The sequence below is a fragment of the Gardnerella pickettii genome (assembly GCF_029226345.1).
GTDB lineage: Bacteria > Actinomycetota > Actinomycetes > Actinomycetales > Bifidobacteriaceae > Bifidobacterium > Bifidobacterium piotii.
Map to the genome: position 1 here is coordinate 945,801 of NZ_JAKNCU010000001.1, position 20,135 is coordinate 965,935.

At 48.3% G+C, this 20,135-nt stretch carries 19 protein-coding genes; 7 read left to right on the top strand and 12 right to left on the bottom strand.

Going from position 1 to position 20,135, the window contains the following annotated elements:
- Positions 1-87: 87 nt before the first annotated feature.
- The 5 genes from MAF46_RS03685 to sufB all read right to left on the bottom strand — a co-directional run bounded on the left by MAF46_RS03685 (position 88) and on the right by sufB (position 6,270).
- Positions 88-522, bottom strand: a complete 435-nt coding sequence (locus MAF46_RS03685) for a hypothetical protein (RefSeq protein ID WP_016790104.1) — start codon at positions 520-522, stop codon at positions 88-90.
- 55 nt (positions 523-577) lie between these two features.
- Complete coding sequence (gene typA, locus MAF46_RS03690) at positions 578-2,503, bottom strand: translational GTPase TypA (protein WP_004574694.1); 1,926 nt, start codon at positions 2,501-2,503, stop codon at positions 578-580.
- Between the two features lie 66 nt (positions 2,504-2,569).
- A complete protein-coding gene (sufC, locus tag MAF46_RS03695) occupies positions 2,570-3,346 on the bottom strand; it encodes a Fe-S cluster assembly ATPase SufC (protein WP_020757535.1) in 777 nt (258 codons plus the stop codon).
- A 9-nt stretch (positions 3,347-3,355) separates the two neighbouring features.
- Positions 3,356-4,681, bottom strand: coding sequence for a Fe-S cluster assembly protein SufD (gene sufD / locus MAF46_RS03700; protein ID WP_060785674.1), 1,326 nt, complete (start codon positions 4,679-4,681; stop codon positions 3,356-3,358).
- Complete coding sequence (gene sufB, locus MAF46_RS03705) at positions 4,681-6,270, bottom strand: Fe-S cluster assembly protein SufB (RefSeq protein WP_060785673.1); 1,590 nt, start codon at positions 6,268-6,270, stop codon at positions 4,681-4,683. Before sufB ends, sufD begins: the two co-directional genes overlap by 1 nt.
- A gap of 175 nt (positions 6,271-6,445) precedes the next feature.
- Between sufB and MAF46_RS03710 the strand changes: the two genes are divergently transcribed.
- Positions 6,446-6,709: a type II toxin-antitoxin system RelB/DinJ family antitoxin gene (locus tag MAF46_RS03710; protein WP_004113434.1), complete on the top strand. Its 264-nt coding sequence runs from the start codon at positions 6,446-6,448 to the stop codon at positions 6,707-6,709.
- A 36-nt stretch (positions 6,710-6,745) separates the two neighbouring features.
- Here MAF46_RS03710 and MAF46_RS03715 read toward each other — a convergent pair whose 3' ends face one another.
- From MAF46_RS03715 to coaD, 6 genes are all read right to left on the bottom strand, one after another.
- Positions 6,746-7,858, bottom strand: a complete 1,113-nt coding sequence (locus MAF46_RS03715) for a tyrosine recombinase XerC (protein ID WP_060785672.1) — start codon at positions 7,856-7,858, stop codon at positions 6,746-6,748.
- Between the two features lie 42 nt (positions 7,859-7,900).
- On the bottom strand, positions 7,901-8,845 hold the full coding sequence (gene rnc, locus MAF46_RS03720) for a ribonuclease III (protein WP_060785671.1): 945 nt from the start codon (positions 8,843-8,845) through the stop codon (positions 7,901-7,903).
- 305 nt (positions 8,846-9,150) lie between these two features.
- Positions 9,151-9,345: a 50S ribosomal protein L32 gene (gene rpmF / locus MAF46_RS03725; protein WP_004113441.1), complete on the bottom strand. Its 195-nt coding sequence runs from the start codon at positions 9,343-9,345 to the stop codon at positions 9,151-9,153.
- Between the two features lie 111 nt (positions 9,346-9,456).
- Complete coding sequence (locus MAF46_RS03730) at positions 9,457-10,098, bottom strand: YceD family protein (RefSeq protein WP_060785670.1); 642 nt, start codon at positions 10,096-10,098, stop codon at positions 9,457-9,459.
- A 1-nt stretch (position 10,099) separates the two neighbouring features.
- Positions 10,100-11,071 (bottom strand): hypothetical protein, encoded by a 972-nt coding sequence (locus MAF46_RS03735; RefSeq protein WP_060785669.1) that lies wholly within the window; start codon positions 11,069-11,071, stop codon positions 10,100-10,102.
- A 156-nt stretch (positions 11,072-11,227) separates the two neighbouring features.
- Positions 11,228-11,779, bottom strand: a complete 552-nt coding sequence (gene coaD / locus MAF46_RS03740) for a pantetheine-phosphate adenylyltransferase (RefSeq protein WP_018633895.1) — start codon at positions 11,777-11,779, stop codon at positions 11,228-11,230.
- A 466-nt stretch (positions 11,780-12,245) separates the two neighbouring features.
- On the opposite strand from coaD, the gene MAF46_RS03745 reads away from it, so the two are divergent.
- Positions 12,246-12,530 carry a DUF3039 domain-containing protein gene (locus MAF46_RS03745; RefSeq protein WP_414101494.1) on the top strand — a complete coding sequence of 95 codons (285 nt, stop codon included), beginning with the start codon at positions 12,246-12,248 and terminating at the stop codon, positions 12,528-12,530.
- 49 nt (positions 12,531-12,579) lie between these two features.
- Here the strand turns inward: MAF46_RS03745 and MAF46_RS03750 are convergent, their stop codons facing one another.
- Positions 12,580-13,989 (bottom strand): nicotinate phosphoribosyltransferase, encoded by a 1,410-nt coding sequence (locus MAF46_RS03750; RefSeq protein ID WP_060785667.1) that lies wholly within the window; start codon positions 13,987-13,989, stop codon positions 12,580-12,582.
- 366 nt (positions 13,990-14,355) lie between these two features.
- Here MAF46_RS03750 and cysS point away from each other — a divergent pair, with 366 nt between their 5' ends.
- From cysS to MAF46_RS03775, 5 genes are all read left to right on the top strand, one after another.
- Positions 14,356-16,044, top strand: coding sequence for a cysteine--tRNA ligase (gene cysS / locus MAF46_RS03755; RefSeq protein WP_060785666.1), 1,689 nt, complete (start codon positions 14,356-14,358; stop codon positions 16,042-16,044).
- Positions 16,045-16,149: 105 nt separating this feature from the next.
- Positions 16,150-17,853, top strand: a complete 1,704-nt coding sequence (gene ffh, locus MAF46_RS03760) for a signal recognition particle protein (RefSeq protein ID WP_060785665.1) — start codon at positions 16,150-16,152, stop codon at positions 17,851-17,853.
- A 22-nt stretch (positions 17,854-17,875) separates the two neighbouring features.
- A complete protein-coding gene (locus MAF46_RS03765; RefSeq protein ID WP_060785664.1) occupies positions 17,876-18,937 on the top strand; it encodes an endonuclease/exonuclease/phosphatase family protein in 1,062 nt (353 codons plus the stop codon).
- A 499-nt stretch (positions 18,938-19,436) separates the two neighbouring features.
- Positions 19,437-19,898, top strand: coding sequence for a 30S ribosomal protein S16 (rpsP, locus tag MAF46_RS03770; RefSeq protein WP_004113466.1), 462 nt, complete (start codon positions 19,437-19,439; stop codon positions 19,896-19,898).
- A gap of 2 nt (positions 19,899-19,900) precedes the next feature.
- Positions 19,901-20,134, top strand: coding sequence for an RNA-binding protein (locus MAF46_RS03775; protein WP_004131855.1), 234 nt, complete (start codon positions 19,901-19,903; stop codon positions 20,132-20,134).
- The last annotated feature ends 1 nt before the right edge of the window (position 20,135 follow it).

Below are 20,135 nucleotides of genomic sequence, written 5' to 3' on the forward strand. Positions count from 1 at the left end.
ACTAATAAGACTAAGACTATAAGACTAAGACTATAAGTAAGACTACCTTACACTGATTTGGCACCACTTATTTAGCGCCACTACCACTTATTTGGCGCCAGAAATAACAAAGAATTTATTAGGCATACAAAGCAAAACTGCGTGAGCAATAATCACGCCATAAAGCCAAAAATATCCAGCATTTTGTGCAATCCACGGAAGATTATCCACACCAAAGCCAATGGCAACTAGCACGCCGCGAAACGCGCCAAAAACTCTAAACCATCCAAGCGCAATCATCCACACAACCGAACAGCACACGATTGCGTACAAAATAAAGCCAAACATGCCACAAAGCATGCGAGCAAAACACGCGCTCAAAGTAACAAGCAAAAGCGCGATTACAAGACCGTACGGAAAGCCGTACATAGCTCCCATTCGGTGCGCAAAAGTGCCCAAAACCGCGCAAAATACCGCCAAAACGCATAAAGCCGCACACTTGCTAGCAAATAGCACGGAATGCGACTTTATGTTAAACATCATTTTGAGGAATATTTTAAGCGATATTTTAAGAAATCACGCTAAATTTACGCAGCAATCACGCAGCGTTGTTGTTCTGCCTACGCTGCTTAGCGCGCCACTTATACCATTCATCACGGCTCAAAATAATCTTGCGCACGCGAATCGACTCAGGTGTAACTTCCACGCACTCATCTTCGTTAGCAAAGTCAAGCGACTCTTCCAAGCTCATCTTAATTGGTGGAGTCAAAGTCTCAAGCACATCTGCTGTAGAAGAACGCATGTTAGTCATATGCTTAGCAAGCGTAATATTAACATCCAACTCGTCCGGCTTATTGTTAATACCAACGATTTGACCTTCGTACACAGGGCTTTGCGGATCCACAAAGAACACGCCGCGCGCCTGCAAACGCTGCATAGCGTAAGGCGTTGCAACACCCTTACGATCGCAAACCATGGAGCCATTCTGACGAGTTACAATCTGACCAGCCCAAGGCGCATAGCCTGCGGAAATAGAGCTTGCGATTCCCGTTCCGCGAGTTGCAGAAAGAAGAGCCGTGCGGAAGCCAATAAGACCGCGAGAAGGAACAGTAAATTGCAAGCGAATCCAGCCAGATCCGTGATTGCTCATAGAATCCATGCGACCCTTGCGATCCGCCATAAGCTGCGTAACAGTACCCATGTATTCTTCTGGAACGTCAATCGTAGTGTTTTCCATAGGCTCGTTAATTTGGCCGTCAATCGTCTTAGTAACAACCTGAGGACGGCCAACTGTAAGCTCGTAGCCTTCGCGACGCATTTGCTCCGCCAAAACTGCCAGCGCTAACTCGCCACGACCCTGAACTTCCCAAGCATCTGGGCGGTCTGTTGGAAGAACCTTAATAGACACGTTACCAATAAGCTCGCGATCAAGCCTATCCTTAATCATGCGCGCTGTAAGCTTGTGATCCTTGCCCTCTGTGCCAGCAAGCGGCGAATCGTTAATGCCGAAAGTCATGGAGATAGCTGGGTCGTCAACGTGAATCAATGGAAGAGGCTTTGGATCGTTCTGATCCACAATCGTCTCGCCAATCATAATGTCGTTAACGCCTGCAACTGCAACAATATCTCCAGGACCTGCAGATGCAACAGGAGTGCGCTCCAAGCCTTGAGTGCGCAAAAGCTCGGAAACACGGAAGTTTTCAATCGAGCCGTCTACACGAGAAAGCCCGTAAGTCTTGCCCTTTTCCAAAATACCATTGTAGATTCGCACTAAACCTAAGCGGCCAAGGAAGTCGGAGGAATCGATGTTTGCAACGTGCGCCTGAAGAGGCGCGCCTTCCTCGTATTCTGGTGCTGGAATATTGGAAATAATGGAGTCAAAAAGCGGCTCCAAATTATCATTGTCTGGCAAACCGCCGTTTTCTGGCTGATTCAAGGATGCATAGCCAGCTTTTGCAGCACAATAAATAACAGGCAAATCAAGAAGCGAATCAATATCGAGGTCGATTCCTTCTTCAACAACATCTTGTGCAAGGCCTAGAAGCAAATCTGTAGCTTCGCTAACAACCTCGTCAATACGCGCATCTGGACGATCCGTTTTGTTAACGCACAAAATCACTGGCAGCTTTGCCTCAAGTGCCTTGCGTAGAACGAATCGAGTTTGCGGAAGTGGGCCTTCGGAAGCGTCAACAAGCAGCACAACGCCATCAACCATAGAGATGCCGCGCTCCACCTCGCCGCCAAAGTCGGCGTGACCTGGGGTATCGATTACGTTAATTGTAATTCCCTCTGGATGACCGTACTTTTCTGCAAGCGGGCCAGTGTATTGCACGGCCGTGTTCTTGGCAAGAATGGTGATGCCTTTTTCGCGCTCGAGGTCGTTGGAATCCATTACGCGGTCTGGCACTTCTTCTCGCTCGGAGAATACGTGCGACTGCTGAAGCATGGCATTTACGAGCGTTGTTTTACCATGGTCAACGTGCGCTACGATTGCCACATTTCTGATATCACCGCGAACAGTCATTACAAACCTCTTCCGTTTTATTTAGCCAAACCTAAACGAGTTTACTCGCGGCTTTAGACACGCCGCTCATGCAATAGCAGACTCGCTTGCGCCTTCTGGCAAATACTTGTCGTATCCTTCTTCTTCCAACTCGTCTGCAAGCTCTGGTCCTGCTGTTTTTACAAAGTGGCCTTGCGCAAAAACGTGCACAATATCTGGCTTAATATACTTAAGGATTCGCGTGTAATGCGTAACCATCATAATGCCCAAACCAGTGCTTTCTTTAGCACGATTTACGCCTTCCGAAACAATTCGCAAAGCATCCACATCTAGACCAGAATCCGTCTCGTCTAAAATCGCAAACTTTGGCTTTAGAATCTCTAGTTGCAAAACTTCCGCGCGCTTTTTCTCGCCGCCCGAAAATCCCTCGTTTACAGAGCGAGACGCAAACTTTGGATCCATTCTTAAGCGTTTCATTGCCTCGTTAAGCTCTTTAACCCACGAGCGCAAAGTCGGAGCCTCGCCACTCACTTCTGTTTTTGCTGTGCGCAAAAAGTTCGTCATCGACACGCCTGGTACCTCTACCGGGTATTGCATCGCAAGGAACAGCCCAGCTTTTGCGCGCTCGTCTGGAGTCATTTTCAAAATATCTTCGCCGTCTAAAAGCACCTGGCCCGAATCCACTTCGTACTTTGGGTGACCTGCCAAAGTGTATGCGAGAGTAGACTTTCCAGAGCCATTCGGACCCATAATCGCGTGCGTTTCACCAGAATTAACTGTAAGATTTACACCTTTTAAGATTTGCTTCTTGCCTTCTTTTGTTTCTACAGACGCGTACAAATCCTTGATTTCTAAAGTTGACATGTTTATCTCCTATTCTTCCGCATATTTCGATTCGTCGGCATTTACAGATTCGTCGGTTGCTTGCGATTTTTCGGTTGCTTGCGACTCGTTCGCATTTACAGATTCGTCAGTCTTAGCTAAACGCCTCTCAATCGCAGCCATCAAATGATCTACGATTTGCGGCACGCCAATCTCATCAATAAGCTCGTTAAAGAATCCGCGCACAACAAGCTTTCTAGCATCTGCCTCGCTCACTCCGCGAGATTGTAAGTAAAACAGCTCCTCGTCGTCGAATCTGCCAACAGAACTTGCGTGACCTGCGCCAATAATATTTCCGTTTTCGATTTCTAGATTTGGCTCCGAATCGGCAATCGCGCCAGGAGTTAGCACCAGGTTTCTGTTCAACTCGTACGAATCCGTGCCTGGAGCTTCTGGCTTAATAAGCGCGTTTCCAACCCACGTAGAATGCGCTCCTTTGCCGTACAGCGCGCCCTTATACACTACTCGCGACTTGCATTCTGGGTGACTGTGCACAACCATAGTGCGATGCTCAACATGCTCGCCTGGATCCACAAAATACATGCCAAGCATGTTCAAATCGCCCTTTTCACCGCCAAAATCCTGATCCATGCGGATTCGCACAACGTCTCCGCCAAGAGTGACCATTGTGTGACGAAGTGAAGCGCCCGCACCCACGTGAATCCTATGATTTCCAACGTGTTTGCTGCCTGAATCCCACTCTTGAATGAACGTTGTAGAAACGTGCGCATTATCTCCAAGAATGATTTCTACGCCTTCAGCAAGCTTTGCAACTCCTGTGTGTTCTACAATAATATCCGCATTTGTGCAGGAATCGGCTTCTATCACTAAGTGCAATGCGTCTAGTGATTTCACAGCGTCTAGTGATTGCAAGTTGTTTCCGTGGATTTGCAATATTATTGGCTTTGTAACTTCGCCACAAACATGCAAAACGTATGCCGACTTTGCAGAATTCCACGCAACAGCAGCCACTCGATCCGAAGGCTTCATTTCTGTGTGCGGAGCCTCGTTTTTTGGCAGAATTTGTAGCGTTGCGCGCGAATCGCCATCAACGCCTTTTAGCTCTACCGTAACGTTATTAGACGGCTCAAAGCTTTCAAAAAACTCATCGATTCGCTCAACTGGCGTGTATCGCCAATCTTCCTGCTTGCGCGTTGGAATAGCAAAGTCTTGCACGTTAAAAGAGCGCACGGATTTATCTGCACTAGAAGGCATTGCAGCAGGAACAGCATAAGGATCGTTAGGGTCTGCTACAGGAATATTAATTTCTTTTTCCGTCATTTTATTGCCTAAATTCTTTTTCAGATCTTCGCTCATCACCCCACGGATCCTTCCATTTGCAATTCCACAAGACGATTAAGCTCCAGAGCATACTCCATCGGCAGCTGGCGACTAATCGGCTCCACAAAGCCGCGCACAATCATTCCCATGGCCTCTTTTTCTTCCAGCCCTCGGCTCATCAAGTAGAAAAGCTGATCCTCGGAAACCTTGGAAACAGTGGCCTCGTGAGCCATAGAAACGTTATCTTCGCGCACGTCAACATGCGGATAAGTGTCGGATCTAGAAAAATCGTCAACAAGCAAAGCGTCGCACACAACCGAAGAGCTAGAGCCACTAGCGCCCTTAACAATCTTCACAAGACCGCGGTAAGCCGAGCGACCGCCGCCGCGCGAAATCGACTTAGCAACAATCGTAGAACTCGTGTGCGGAGCCAAATGAATCATCTTCGCACCCGTATCCTGATACTGACCGCGGCCCGCAAAGCTCAAAGACATAGTCTCCGCTTTTGCGTACGGCTCGGCGAGAATACAAGCAGGATACTTCATAGTAGCCTTGGAGCCAATGTTTCCATCAACCCACTCCATTGTGCCACCTTCGCGCACGTAAGCTCGCTGAGTTACCAAGTTGTACACGTTATTTGACCAGTTTTGCACGGTTGTGTAGCGCACGCGCGCATGCTTTTCTACAACGATTTCAACGTTTGCAGCGTGGAGCGAATCCGTGGAATAAATCGGAGCTGTGCAACCTTCAACGTAATGCACGTACGATCCTTCGTCTGCAATAATCAAAGTGCGCTCAAACTGACCCATGTTCGGCGTGTTAATGCGGAAGTAAGCCTGCAGCGGAATATCCACATGCACGCCTTTTGGCACGTACACAAACGAGCCGCCACTCCAAGCTGCGGTGTTAAGAGCCGCAAACTTGTTGTCGTCAACTGGAATAACAGTTGCAAAATACTTTTTTACAAGATCTGGATACTTTTGAACTGCCGTATCCGTATCCACAAAAATCACGCCTTGAGCTGCTAAGTCCTCGCGAATCGAATTGTAAATAACTTCCGACTCGTACTGTGCTGCAACGCCTGAAACTAAGCGCTTTTTCTCCGCTTCTGGAATGCCAAGCCTATCGTAAGTTTTGCGAATGTCTTCTGGCAAATCATCCCAAGTTTTCGCTTGATCGTGTACTGGGCGAACGTAGTACTTAAAATCGTCTGCGTCAAAGCCGCGCAAATCCACGCCCCAATCAGGCATCGGCTTTTGCAAAAACGCGCGGTAGCCTTGCAAACGAAGGTTTAGCATCCATTCTGGCTCGTGTTTGTCGGCAGAAATTGCGCGAACAACCGACTCGTCAATGCCCTTCTTAGCAGCTTCGCCTGCAGCATCCGAATCGTGCCAACCGTAATTGTATTCGCCAAATTCGGCAACGATTTGCTCGTCTTGGCGGATTTTATCTTCGTTTACGCGAGCGCGATCTGCTACATACTGGCTCATTTCAACGTCTGCCGCGCTGGATTCGGCGGCGCTTACCTTTGAGTCGCTGGATTCGTTTTGATTCGCTACATTCTTATTCGTCGATACGCTATTCATCAATGCGCTTGATTCAGGCTTATTTGAATCATCAACCACTGTTTTACCCTCCTATCAAGCTTATAAGTCGATTATACATTTAGCCACGCGGCGGCATTACGTGATTCAAATCACATCTTTTCATTCTCTCTATATGTCAATTAAACACAAAGAAAAATACTTTATTTTTTATTGCATTTTTATTAAAATCTTATTTAGAAAGGTGGTAATCTATATGACAACAAATACAGTGAACATTAATTTCAAGCTAAATGCAGACGATAAACGACTTATGGAAAATGTTTGCCGAGAGCTAGGACTTTCAATGAGTGCAGCATTCACAATATTTGCTAAGAAAGTTGGAAGAGAGCACAGAATACCATTCGAAGTTTCAGCAGATCCGTTTTACAATCCAGAGAATATAAGTCGTCTAAAAAAATCCATAGCACACATGGAAGAAACAGGCGGAACTATACACGAGGTCCCGCTCGATGATTAAAGCCTGGACAGATGAAGCGTGGGGGTGGAGCAAAAATCACGCACGCGGGAAGGCTTGCGAGTAGCGCTGCTTAAGAGCCTGAATAGAAACGTGCGTGTAGCGCTGCGTTGTGTTAAGCGACGAATGCCCCAAAAGCTCCTGAACCTCGCGAAGGTCCGCTCCACCGTTGAGCATATGCGTTGCAGCACTGTGGCGCAGCGCGTGCGGTGCAACATCTGGCACGTTTGCAGCAGCTGCAGCTGCATGAACAATACTCCTAACAATGCGCTGATCAATGCGCTTTGCTCGCGCGCCCAAAAACAGCGCTTGCGAGCTTTCTGCGTGCTTTTCCAGCAGCTCACTTCGACCATGCTCAATCCACTCTTTGCAAGCGTTTGCAGCAGGAACGCCAAAAGGCACAACGCGCTGCTTGTTTCCTTTACCTGTAACTTTTACAGTGTGATTTTCAAAATCCATATCTTGCACATTAATGCTTGTAAGCTCCCCCACGCGCATGCCCGTTGCGTATAAAAGCTCTAGAATCGCAGCGTTTCTAAGGGCGATTGCATGTTCTTGAGGGGATTTTTTGGGCGATTTTTGTGGCGTATTTTCTTTACGCTCGGAAGCTTGCGACTTTTGCGCGCGCGGCTTTTTTTGCGTGCAATTTTGCGGAGTTGAATCCTGCTCAGTTGAATCCTGCGCAAAGTTATCCGCGCAATTATCCGCATAATCAAGCAACTTTTGCGCTTGCGCTTCGTCTAAAACAGTAGGAAGCTCATTAGCAATCTTAGGAGTTGCAAGAATTTGCGCAGGATTCGCGCTAATCAAACCAACGTGCGTAGCCCACGCAAAAAAGCCGCGCACAGCTACCACTTTGCGCGCCAAACTCGAGCGCGCGTGATTCTTGTTAAGCCAATACATCCATTGGCGCAAAACACTCGTAGAAACCTCGCGCAAATCGCAAAAACCATTGCGATTGCACCACTCTAAGCATTGCAAAACATCAGCGCTATACGCGCGCAAGGTGGCGCTTCCAAGGCCTTTGTTTGCGCGCAAATAGTCAACGTAGCGCGCACAGTGGTAGCGTAAGTCGCAAAAGTCGCAAGCTTCCGTTGACGATACCAAATCATCGTCAAATAATAAATCATTATTATTACGACTGCTAGCCATAGAACCGCCTCGAATCGCCTATATAACAGCAATCAGAAAGACCTAATTACCGCTTTCTCCGCTCGACTTACGCCTTCTATCCAACACATGCCAAGCTTTATCTGCAGCCGCAAGCTGAGCCTTGCGCTTGCTAGAACCATCCGCCTCGCCGAGCAGCTCATCACCACTTTCGTGCGCCAAAACAGCACGCGCATGGAACACGGGCGCATAATCTGGGCCAGAAACCGACATCCTATATTGCGGCTCGTCAAGCCCCATCTCGTGCGCCAAAACCGTAAGCGAAGTCTTCCAATCCAACGCAGGGCCTTCTGTAAGAACCTCCGCCAAAGTGTCGTCAATCAAGCGATGCACTACAGCGCGCGCCTCGTCAATGCCATGCTCAACAAAAGTTGCGCCAATAAGCGCCTCCACAATATCGCACAAAATCGAGTCTTTTTGAGCGCCGCCATGCTCCATCTCGCCATGACCCAAAAGAATATACGGCCCAACGTGCAACTTATCTCGCGCAACCGCGCTCAAAGCCCACTCCGAAACAGCCTTAGCGCGAAGCTTAGCCAACTGGCCTTCCGTCATGTCTGGGTGAGCAGAAAACAGCGTTTCTGTAGAAACAAGCTCCAAAACAGCGTCTCCCAAAAACTCTAGACGCTCGTAGTTTTTAGTGCCTGGATGCTCGTGCGAAAAAGATCGATGAGTGAGAGCCTCAACAAGCAAATCTGGAGAAATCGTAGTGCCGAGCGCGCGCAAAAGCTCCTGAGTGGGGTCACCATTCTGCGTGTGGCCATCTTGAGTGCGCGCAACGCCAATGCTGCCAGTTCTAGTATTTTCTGGATGATTTGGGTCCTTGTACGCGCTATTTTGAACGTCATTTTTGACGTCACTTTGAACGTCACTTTTGTCATTACTTTTGACGTCACTTTTTACATCATTTTGAACGTCATAGTGATCTTTTGTATTGTTCCCACTCATATTTTCAACATTATAGCGCATGCGTTGAAGTCATTAATTTGCGCTATATGCTTCCCGACTTTGTAGCATATTTGACAAATCGTTCGCGCGGATTAGCCGCGCGAACGTCTTCGCTTGCGTTGAAAGCACACCGTGCTTTCAACCTTAAGCAAGCTCAGCGAATCGAAGTGCATTCGCGCGCTACGCTCTAAGCGCTCATGCAAGTCGATTCGCGCTTTTGTACCAAATTTGACCTAAATCACGTACATTTTCGGGAAACAACAAAAACTAGGAAAAAAACAAAAACCCTGCCACCCGTCGATGGCAGGGTTCTCTTAAAATACAACCTACTTGGTGTGCGCAGAGCGAATTGCTTCGCGATACACGCGACCGCGGAAGTTACCGCAGGTTGGGCAAGCCATGTGAGACAACGCTGGCGAACCGCAGTTCGGGCAGGTAATAGTCTGCACGGCAGAAGCCTTCCAATTGGCGCGACGCGAATGAGTATTAGCGCGCGAGGTCTTGTACTTTGGCAGTGCCATAATCTTTCCTCTATTTCGTTCAACCGATTGAGCTTAAGCGTTCTGTATATTACAGCAAGCGCCATACATTATTCAGAATCGCACTACATGACAGGTAATCGTTCGCGCGGATTAACCGCGATTTTGCGATTTTTCAAGCTTTTCCTTAAGACCTTCAAGCGCCACAAAACGAATATCCGTAACGTCGTGATGATGCTCTGGATGCTCATTCAGATTCTCGCCACACTGCGAGCAAAGCCCCTTGCAATCTAGCTCGCACAAAGGCTTAAGTGGCAACTCGCTAACCATCGTGTCTCGAATCAGCGCCTCAATGTCGGCAAAATCGCCGCCACCAACCAGCGGATACACATTTCCAGAATCGTCGCCCTCGTCCCAAATATCAGCATCTTCTAAATCATCATTAGAGTTATTAGAACGCGCGCCGCCATTTGCGCTCTTGCCGCCTTTGCCGCTTTCCACGCGCGCAAAAAACGCGCACACATCAACAGGCCAATCCCTATGCAACGGCATCAAGCATCGCGAGCACTCTGCATGTACTCGCGCCGTAATCGTGCCCTGGAACATAAGCCCGTCCACAACGGAATCAAAATTGCCGTCTACTGTAACATCGCTCCCTGGCTGCACGCCAATAACGCTGTCTCCAATGCCCTCTGGCGCTGGGAACGCGCGATGCAACTGCATGCTACTTCCCGCTCGCGCCGCCATTTGCGCAACTGGTACCGCCCACAAAGACTGGGAGGGATGCGATGTCATTTTAATTCCTTTCGTCGTCGCTTCTTTCACTGCTTTCGCTGTCAAATTCGTCATCTATCTTACTCGCAGCCTGATTTTGCACATGTGCAGCTGCGCGTCTACGCTCTTCCAAAACGCGCTGACCTGCTTGAACGTCTTGCTCAAGCTTATCTAATTGCTGCTTTAAGCCTTCCATAACCGTGGCACTGTACTGATCCGCACCGCGAGTAAGCTTTTCAGCCTTTGCTTGCGCATTGCTTACAATCTCGCGCGCTTGATTCTTTGCAATCGCAACAACATTTTCTTGACCTGCCAAGAATCTGGCTCGCTCCTGAGCTTCCTCAACCATTTGCGCAGCCTGACTTTGAGCCGAACTTACAACAGAATTTGCTTGAGCTTGAGCCGTTCGCAAACGCCTCTCTGCCTCTCGCATTAACGCACTAGCGCGCTCCAGCTGAACAGGCAGCATGTCTTTTAGCCTAGACAAATAATCGCCAAACTCTTCGCGATCCACCTTTGCCATTCCAGCAGCAAAAAGCACTCCCTTTGCGCTATTTAACGCCGTTTCCATCGTGTCGATTATGTCGTACACAGTAGTGAACTCTTCACGCGACTTTGTGCGCACTTCCTCACTAACGGTTTGCGGATCCGCTGCCTTAAACACGTTTTCTTCTTCGTCGTCAAACGCTATTGCGCCGCCGTCTTCTCGCTCGCGCAAATCTGGCATTGGGAACAAGTTTTGCGCATTATCGCCAGCAACCGCAGAATTGGCAGCCTCATCGCCAGCAACCGCAGAGTCGCCAGCAGCCGCTGAGTCGCTAGCAGCGTCACTAGCATCATCATTAACCTTACTTGCCGCAGGCACAGCGTCGTAAGCTTCAAAAGCAGCACTAGGCGAATCGTCGTTGTTTGCAATCACTGGATTTAATGGCAACTTTTGGCTGCGATTTGCCGATACTTGGCTTTCCATTGTGTCGTCTTCGTTTTCGCTCATTTTCGCTCCTTCGCTAAGTAGCTGCTCTCTTATCTCTTAACAATTTTATTGTATGTATTTTAGTACGTATTTATTTAGTACGTATTTATTTTAGTAATATTGTACTTATTTCGGTGATATTTAACTTGCCATTACAATATTTCGCTAATTTTATGATTACGATACATTTGTTTTAGAAAAAACGCTTTGCAAAAGTGGAATCACATTATTTGGCACCATTCCCGAAACATCGCCACCATGACGAGCCACATCTTTTACAACAGAGCTAGAAACATGCTCCAAAATAGGATCCGCTGGCAAAAACATGGTTTCAATGCCAGCCAACTTGCGATTAACCAGCGCCATTCCAAGCTCCGCCTCGTAGTCACCATTTTGACGCAATCCCTTAACGATTACGGTTGCTCCAACTTTTTTGCAATAATCTGTAATAAGACCATCTGTAGAAGAAACAACTATTTTACACGCTGGCGATTTAGCTGCACCGCGCAAAGGTGGCGCAAACTTGCCGATTGGCGAATCGTCTTTTAAGTCTTCCAGCGCCTTGCGAATAATATCCACGCGCTCCGACTCGGAAAACATGGGCGTTTTGGCCGCATTAACCGCCACTAAAACATGCACTTCGTTAAAAAGATGCGTACAACGTTGTATCACGTCTAAGTGTCCGGCTGTAACGGGATCGTAGGAGCCTGGGCAAACAGCTATAGTCATACTTTTAGGTTACCACGAATCTGCCACGAGCTAGACACTGGTTATGCAGGAATCAGCCACGAGCAGGCACAAGCCCACTACAGATTCGTTAGATTTGTATCACTCATGAGACATTTGTAACATTTTTTGGCTGATTTTCGTTATATTTGTCTCGCTCATGAGACATTTGTAACATTTTTTAGCCTAAATTCGTTATATTTGCATCATTGATGAGACAAATCTAACAAATCTGAGATGAAACACTTGGCAGATGTATCGTTTGATTGTTTGTTGCGATTATGGCTTATGCTTGTATAAACATAAATCGCAAGCAACAAAACATGATTTATGCAAACATGATTTGTGCAAACACGATTTGTGTGAAAAGGATTTGTACGAAAGGGATGCAATGACGTTTTCAAATGATTCATCTTCAAATGATTCAAAATATGGCGATAGCTTAAACGCTGCTAATTTGAACGCTGTTATGGAAGACGATTCGCAAAGCCTCCCAGATTCTGGGTCTAGCACAAGCACAAGCGTGCTCGAAAAGCCAGAAGTAGACGAATCCGCAAAAATGGACGATGGCGGCGACGCAGACCGCTTTGCACACTACGTTTCCAAAGATCGCGTAATCGAATCGCGCTTGACTGGCCGCCCTGTTGTGGCGCTGTGCGGAAAAGTGTGGATTCCAAAACGTGAAGCAAACGATTACCCTGTTTGCCCAGAGTGCAAAAAAATCTACGAAGAGATGAACAATCTGGGCTTTTAGAGCAACTCAAATTAAAGCTGATTTAGAAACTAGTCTAAGCTAACTCAAACTAGCCTAAAACGCTGATTTCTGTAGGAATCGCAGGGTCGCCACGCATAAGACTTTGAGCAGAAATCGGAAGTCTGCTAAGCGCTTTGGCACAATAATCTTGTGCTCGCATAATCGCGTCATGCCCCATAAACTCCGTATTAAATTCGCCATTTTGCACGTAGTCAACTAGCAAATCTTCCCAAGAATCTTGCGGCTTAAAAGTCGCGAGTGCGCTCTCCGAACCAGAAATTACGTGTTCGCAGTCAGCCACGCCATTGCCAGCAGCACCACCATTCGCGCCGCCACTAAAATCGTAGGAACGATACGCAAGTTTACGCCCTGGAACAGTCGCCTTATTCTTAGACTTCTTAGCAACAGGTTGCATAACGCCATCCGCGCCCTCGCGCTCTGTAAGCTTATAAACCATTGCGCAAGTAGGCGCGCCCGAACCCGTAACAAGCATTGTGCCAATGCCGTAGGAATCGACTGGCGCGTTTTGCAAAGACGCAAGCGCATACTCATCCAAATCGTTAGTAACCGTGATTTTAGTGTTTTTAGCGCCCAACGCATCGAGCTGCGCGCGCACGCGACGAGCCATAACACACAAATCTCCCGAATCAATGCGCACGCCGCCAAGATCCGCGCCAGCAACTTGCACGGCGGTTTTAACAGCCTCCTCCACGTTGTACGTGTCTACAAGCAACGTTGTGCCTTTGCCAAGCGCGGCAATCTGCGACTCAAAGGCTGCGCGCTCCGAATCATGCACAAGAGTAAAGCAATGCGCAGCCGTTCCAATCGCCTTAAGCCCGTAAAGCTTTGCCGCAAGCAGGTTTGCAGTTCCCTTAAAACCGCCGATTACCGCCGCTCGCGAGGCAGCCACCGCCGACCACTCGTTTGTGCGCCTGCCGCCCATGTCCATGCACGGCCTTCCAGCAGATGCGGAAACCATGCGTGCGGCGGCGCTTGCCACTGCGCAATCGTAGTTAAGCACGGAAAGCAGCAGTGTTTCTAGCAATGTGCACTCGCCAAAAGTTCCTTCAACTTGCAAAATCGGAGAATCTGGGAAAAACATTTCGCCTTCCCTATAACCGCGGATTTTGCCGCTAAAATGGTAGTTTTCTAGCCATTTAATGGTGTCTTTGCTTACGATTTTTCGGTCTTGCAAAAATCGCAAGTCCTCGTCACTAAAGTGGAATCGCGCTAGCTCCTCTAAAATTCTGCCTGTGCCTGCTACCACTCCGTAGCGGCGACCTTGCGGAAGATGCCTCGTAAAAATCTCAAAAACGCATTTGCGGTCTGCTGTGCCGTCTTTTAGCGCTGCGTCTAGCATTGTGTACTCGTACATATCGGTCATGAGTACGGAAGAGTTTGCGTAGGATTTTACGTCAGACTTTACTTCAGACTTTGCGAAATCAAAAGAATCAATCATTTTCAATCCTTTCTTGCGATTTTAGTGGCGTGCATTCGGCGGGCGGTTAGTGGCCATTTTTCCGTAGCAGCGCTTGCGATTTCTATCTGCTTGCAATCATAGTCCTATGCCTATCTACGCATTTTGTTGCTCAACACGCCGATTTGAGCAACATTCTCTGCAAATCGCTCGCGAGTTACGGCGTGCTCAAAGCGTAGCGCGCGAGCGATTTCCTGCGTTTGTTTCTTTTTGCCCGCATTTGTTTACATTTCGGCCGATTTTGGAAACAAAAGCAAGCGCGACGACCTGCCTGAGCCGCTTAAACGTAAAGTCCACTGGACTTTACGTGCGGCGAAGACGTGAGCGTGAGTTATTATAATTGAGATTATGCTTGAAAATACGAACAGAACTCTTACAGCAGCAGCCGCGCGATTGCGCTTATACAACACGGCAACTCACAGCACTAGCGAGTTTACAACCGTTACTCCTGGCCACGTTGGAATGTACGTGTGTGGAGCAACTGTGCAAAGCTCGCCGCACATAGGTCATATTCGCGCAGCAATCGCCTTCGACGTAATCCGCCGCTGGCTGCTACGTTTAGGCTACAACGTTACTTTTGTGCGCAATGTCACAGATATTGACGACAAAATCATGAAAAAAGCTAGTGAAGCCGGCCAAACTTGGTGGGAGCGCGCCTACTTTTACGAGCGCGAATTTAGTGAAGCTTATAACACTTTAGGCGTTTTGCCGCCGACGGTTGAGCCGCGAGCTACCGGTCATATTACGGATATGGTTGAGCTGATTGAGCGCTTGATTGAGCGCGGTCACGCTTACGTTATTAAAGACGATTCGGGAAATCCTACTGGCAACGTTTATTTTGACGTGCCAAGTTGGGAGCATTACGGCGAGCTTACGCACCAAAATCAAAATCGTGATGTAAACAGTTGCGACGAAGCGTCCTCAATTGCGGATACAAAAGGCCCAAGCGTAGACTCAGCCGGCAACGATATTTACAACCCGACCGACCCGGCCGACGCTTCCCCAGACAAGCACGATCCTAGGGATTTTGCGCTTTGGAAAGCTCCTTGCGATTTCGATCAGCCGGACGCGCGCTGGAAAACACCTTTTGGCGAGGGGCGCCCAGGTTGGCATATTGAGTGCTCTGCTATGAGCCACCGTTATCTTGGCGACGATTTTGACATTCACGGCGGCGGATTGGATTTGCGATTCCCGCATCACGAAAACGAGATGGCACAAACGCGTGCCGCCGGCTGGGAAAGCGCAAACGTGTGGATGCATTCCGCGTGGGTTACAGCCAAAGGCGAGAAGATGAGCAAATCGTTGGGAAATGGGCTTTCCGTGCCAACAGTTTTGGCGAATAATTCGGCTTGGGTTGTGCGTTACGCGCTGGGAGCTGTGCAGTATCGCGCAATGTTGGAGTGGTCGGATCAAGCTTTGGTAGAAGCAAAAGCTGCTTACAATCGCATAAGCAACTTCCTTGAGCGAGCCGGACGCGTAATTAAAGCGCAGCCGACACGAGAAGCGGTAGTAAGCGTAAACGCGGACAAGCTTCCGGAAGACTTTACGCGCGCAATGAACGACGATATTAACGTTTCCGGCGCAAACGCAGCAATATTTACAGCAATTCGACAAGGAAATGCATTTCTTGACTACTATACACAAATGCAAAACGCTGCGAAAGCGCATAAAATATCGCAAAATGAGGCGCAATCACAAATCGAAATCATTCAAGAACTGCTATATAACGAGGTTTTGCAAGTGCGCGCCATGCTAGACACACTCGGATTAGACATTTATGCAGAACCTTGGGCTTCTAATGCGAAATCTTCTGCAGAAGGCGCAAATGGCAGCAAGGGCGTCAGTAGCAGCGGCAGCGGCAGTATCAGCAAGAAGCGCACTGCTTTGAACGCTTTAATCAACTCGCTGCTTCAAGCTAGAGCGAATGCCAGAGAGATGAGGAATTTTGCGACAGCGGATGCGATTCGCTACGCGCTAAATAACGCGGGAATTGTGATTGAAGATGCGGTTCAAGGATCTTCGTGGCATTTGAAGTAAGCGTAAGTACAGAAAACGCAACGTTAATAAACGCAACGCTAGTAAACGCAACCAAAATAGCAGTAATCACGCAACGTTAACAACAGCAGATAGAATAGAGCAATTATGGCAGCATTTAGTTCGTTAACAGAAAGACTTTCTGGCGCATTCAAGCACTTGCGCAGAAAAGGCAAATTATCCGATTCCGACATCGACGGCACGATTCGCGAAATCCGCCGCGCGCTTTTAGACGCAGACGTGGCTCTAGACGTTGTGCGATCTTTTACCGCTAAAATCCGCGAGCGCGCACTAGGCGAAGAGGTTTCTAGCGCGCTAAATCCTGCTCAACAGGTTGTGCGAATTGTAAACGACGAGCTTACAAACGTTTTGGGCGCAGGCGTTGAGCGTCCGCTGAATTTTGCAAAATACCCCCCAACCGTAATCATGCTTGCTGGCTTGCAAGGCGCTGGTAAAACAACGCTTGCAGGAAAATTGGGCTACTGGCTTAAAGATTCTGGGCATACACCTTTGCTTGTTGCGGCGGATTTGCAACGCCCTAACGCCGTTACGCAGCTTGAGGTTGTTGCCGAGCGCGCAGGCGTGGCGATTTTTGCGCCAGAGCGAGGTGTGCAAAGTGATGGCGGCAGCGAAGTTGTTTCGGCTGGTTTAGCCACTGGGGATCCTGTTAAAGTTGCGCGAGATTCCATTGACTACGCGCGCGCAAAAATGTACGACACGGTTATTATTGATACCGCTGGTCGCCTTGGCGTGGACGATGCTCTTATGCATCAAGCGCGAGAAATTCGCGATGCTGTTAATCCGCAAGAAATTCTGTTTGTTATAGACGCCATGATTGGTCAAGACGCTGTTCGCACAGCTCAAGCTTTTAACGAGGGTGTTGACTTTACAGGCGTTGTGCTTTCTAAGTTAGATGGCGATGCGCGAGGCGGCGCTGCACTATCTGTTGCAAGCGTTACAGGCAAGCCGATTTTGTTTGCTTCTACTGGCGAAGGTTTGAAGGATTTTGAGATTTTCCACCCAGATAGAATGGCCTCCAGAATCCTCGACATGGGCGATATTCTAACGCTTATTGAGAATGCGCAAAAGCAGTTTGACGAGGAAGAGTCTAGAAAAGCGGCTGCAAAAATATCTGAAGGAACTTTTGGACTAGACGACTTTTTGGATCAGCTTCAACAGGTTAAAAAGCTTGGTTCTATGAAGAAGATTCTTGGCATGATGCCTGGAATGGCAGCGCACAGGCAAGAGCTTGAGCAGTTTGACGACCGCGAGATAGACCGCACAGAGGCGATTATTCGCTCGATGACGCCTAAAGAGCGCAAAGACACAAAGATTATTGATGGTTCTAGGCGCGCGCGTATTGCAGCTGGCGCAGGCGTTTCGGTTTCCGCAGTGAACGCGCTTTTGCAACGCTTTGAGCAGGCAGCTAAGATGATGAAGCGCATGAGCAATGGCGGCGGCGCAGGAATGCCAGGAATGGGCGGAATGCCTGGGTTTGGCGGCGGCGCTGGAAAGTCTAAGCGTAAAGACAAAAAGAGCAAGAAGAAGGGCGGAAAGTCTGGCAATCCTATGCGCCGCGAGGCCGAGGAGCGCGCGCTTAGAGACCGCTTGTCTGGAAATTCTTCTGCAAATAATTCAAATAATGGCGATGACGCTGGCGAGTCTGCCTTTATGAAGAAGAAGCAGGATTTGCCTAATAATTTGCCAGAAAATCTTCAAAATCTTATGAGTGGCGAAGGTGATTTTGCTGGCGGAATGCCTGATTTGCCGCCTAATTTGGGCGGCGGACTCGCAGGACTTTTCGGCAGATAAGCTAATAACAGATAATCAGTAGATGATTTACTCGATTTTACTTGCGATTTTACTTGTTGCGCTTGTTTTGCTTTTAGCTTGGCAGTTGCTTAGGTGGCTGCCAGCTGGAGCAGACGGGCTAAAACCACTGCCCTATGTTATTGCGCTGCTTCCGATTGCGCCGTTTTGCGCAGGGTTTGGGCTAATCGCCAGCATTGTAAGTGCAATTGCAACGCGCTCGCAAAATGGATTTTATAAATCTTACGTATTTTTGTGCGTTGCATATATTGTGTTGTTCGTAATCTCTTTGAAATCGTATTCGCCCTATTTTTCAAGACGATTGCGGGAACAAACGCAGGAAAAATCGCAGACAAGATCGCAGGAAAAATCACTAGAAATCCGCGTTATGACGCTTAATTGCAGATATGGCCGCGCAAACGCAAGTCAAATAATAAAGCTAGCAAAAACGCATAAAATCGATACGATTCTTTTGCAAGAAGTAAGCAAAAAACTTGTAAAAAACCTTGAAAAACTTGGGATTAAACGCGATTTTGCGCATGTTCAATTGGGAAATACAAACAACCACGAAAATGGCGGATTTAACGCGATTTATACGCGACTAAGCAATGTTAAATCTTTTGGTAAGTCGATTAAGATTGATGCAGCAAACGTGCCAATTGTTACGGCGGTTTCTGGCGATTCGCGCGCGGAAAATCTTCTAATAACATTCGCCTCAGCGCATCCAAAATCGCCTATGCGCGGATGCGCGGCTTGGTGCAGCGGAATAATGGCGCTTGCAAAAATCGGCGAAAATCATAATAAAAGCGGATACAAAAAAGTCACAATAATAGGAGGAGACTTAAACTCCACCCCAGACCACCCAAGCTTTAGAACGCTACTAAAATCAGGCTTTTTAGACGCATCAATGCAAATCGGCAAGCGACTAAAGACTTGGCCAACGTGGCAAAAATGGCCAAATCTTGCGCTTGACCATGTGCTAGTAAAATCAACAGGCTGCAGCGCTAAAGCCACAGAGCAAAGCACAATTCGCGTGGACGGCAGCGACCACTTTGCGCTAATCGTTTGCGTTTCAATCCCCCTCTAGCTCCCCTCTAGCTCCCCTCTAACTCCCCGCTTATTCGCCCGAATAACAATGCTCTTTGCATACAATACCCCACTAAGTAAGGTAGAGATTCGAGATTTTTCGCGGCGAATCGACGACTTCGAGCTGCATAATGCGCGAGAAGTCACCTCGATTCGCTGAGCCGCTCAAAGCGGAAGCACTGCTTCTGCGCGGCGAAGACGTGAGCGCGGCTAATCCGCGCGAACGCAGAAACACCCAGCCCTCCTACACACCAAATATGAAGTCGCGCAAATAGCAAGCAAGGAAAAGACGCCCACGTCTTAGCCCGAATTTGTAGCTCAACACGCCAGTTTGAGCAACATTCTTGGCAAAATGCTTAGTCCACGCAATCAGTCATAATAGAAAAGTTATTCGCGTGAATCGAAGCCCTCTTATCGACCACGCGAGGAACAGTGGAACTCGCAAGGAGTGCCCCACACCCGAGCGAAATTCTACGACTCTAGTTATAAGGAGAGCCATTTTGGCAACCAAGATTCGTCTTAAGAGATTGGGCAAGAAGTTCTACGCCTTCTATCGCGTTGTGATTTCTGATTCGCGCAACAAGCGTAACGGCAAGTCCATCGAAGAGATCGGCATCTACGATCCAAACAAGCAGCCATCTTTGATTCAGATTAAGTCTGATCGCGCACAGTACTGGCTTGGCGTTGGCGCACAGCCAACCGAACCAGTGTTGAAGCTGCTAAAGATTACTGGCGATTGGCAGAAGTTCAAGGGTCTTGAAGGTGCAGAAGGCACTTTGAAGACTAGCGAAGCTGGCCCAGACGCTCAGGCTCGCGTTGAAGCTGTAGAAGCCGAAGCTCAGAAGCTTAAGGCTGCTAAGTCCGAAGCCGCTGCAAAGGCTCAGGCTGCTGCAGAAGCCGCTAAGAACGAAGCCGAAGAAGCTCCAGCAGCAGATGCTGAAGCCGAGGAAAAGGCTGAGTAATTATGCTGGCTCAAGCTGTGGAACATCTCATTAAGAACATTGTGGATTTTCCAGATGACGTATCCGTGCGTTCTCATTCAAACGCTCGCGGCGAACTTTTGCGCGTGCGCGTAAATCCAGAAGACATCGGTCGCGTTATTGGAAGAAACGGTCGTACCGCTAATGCTATTCGTATTGTTGTTCAGGCTCTAAGCCGTCGCAATGTGCGCGTAGACATTATGGACGTACGTAAGTGAG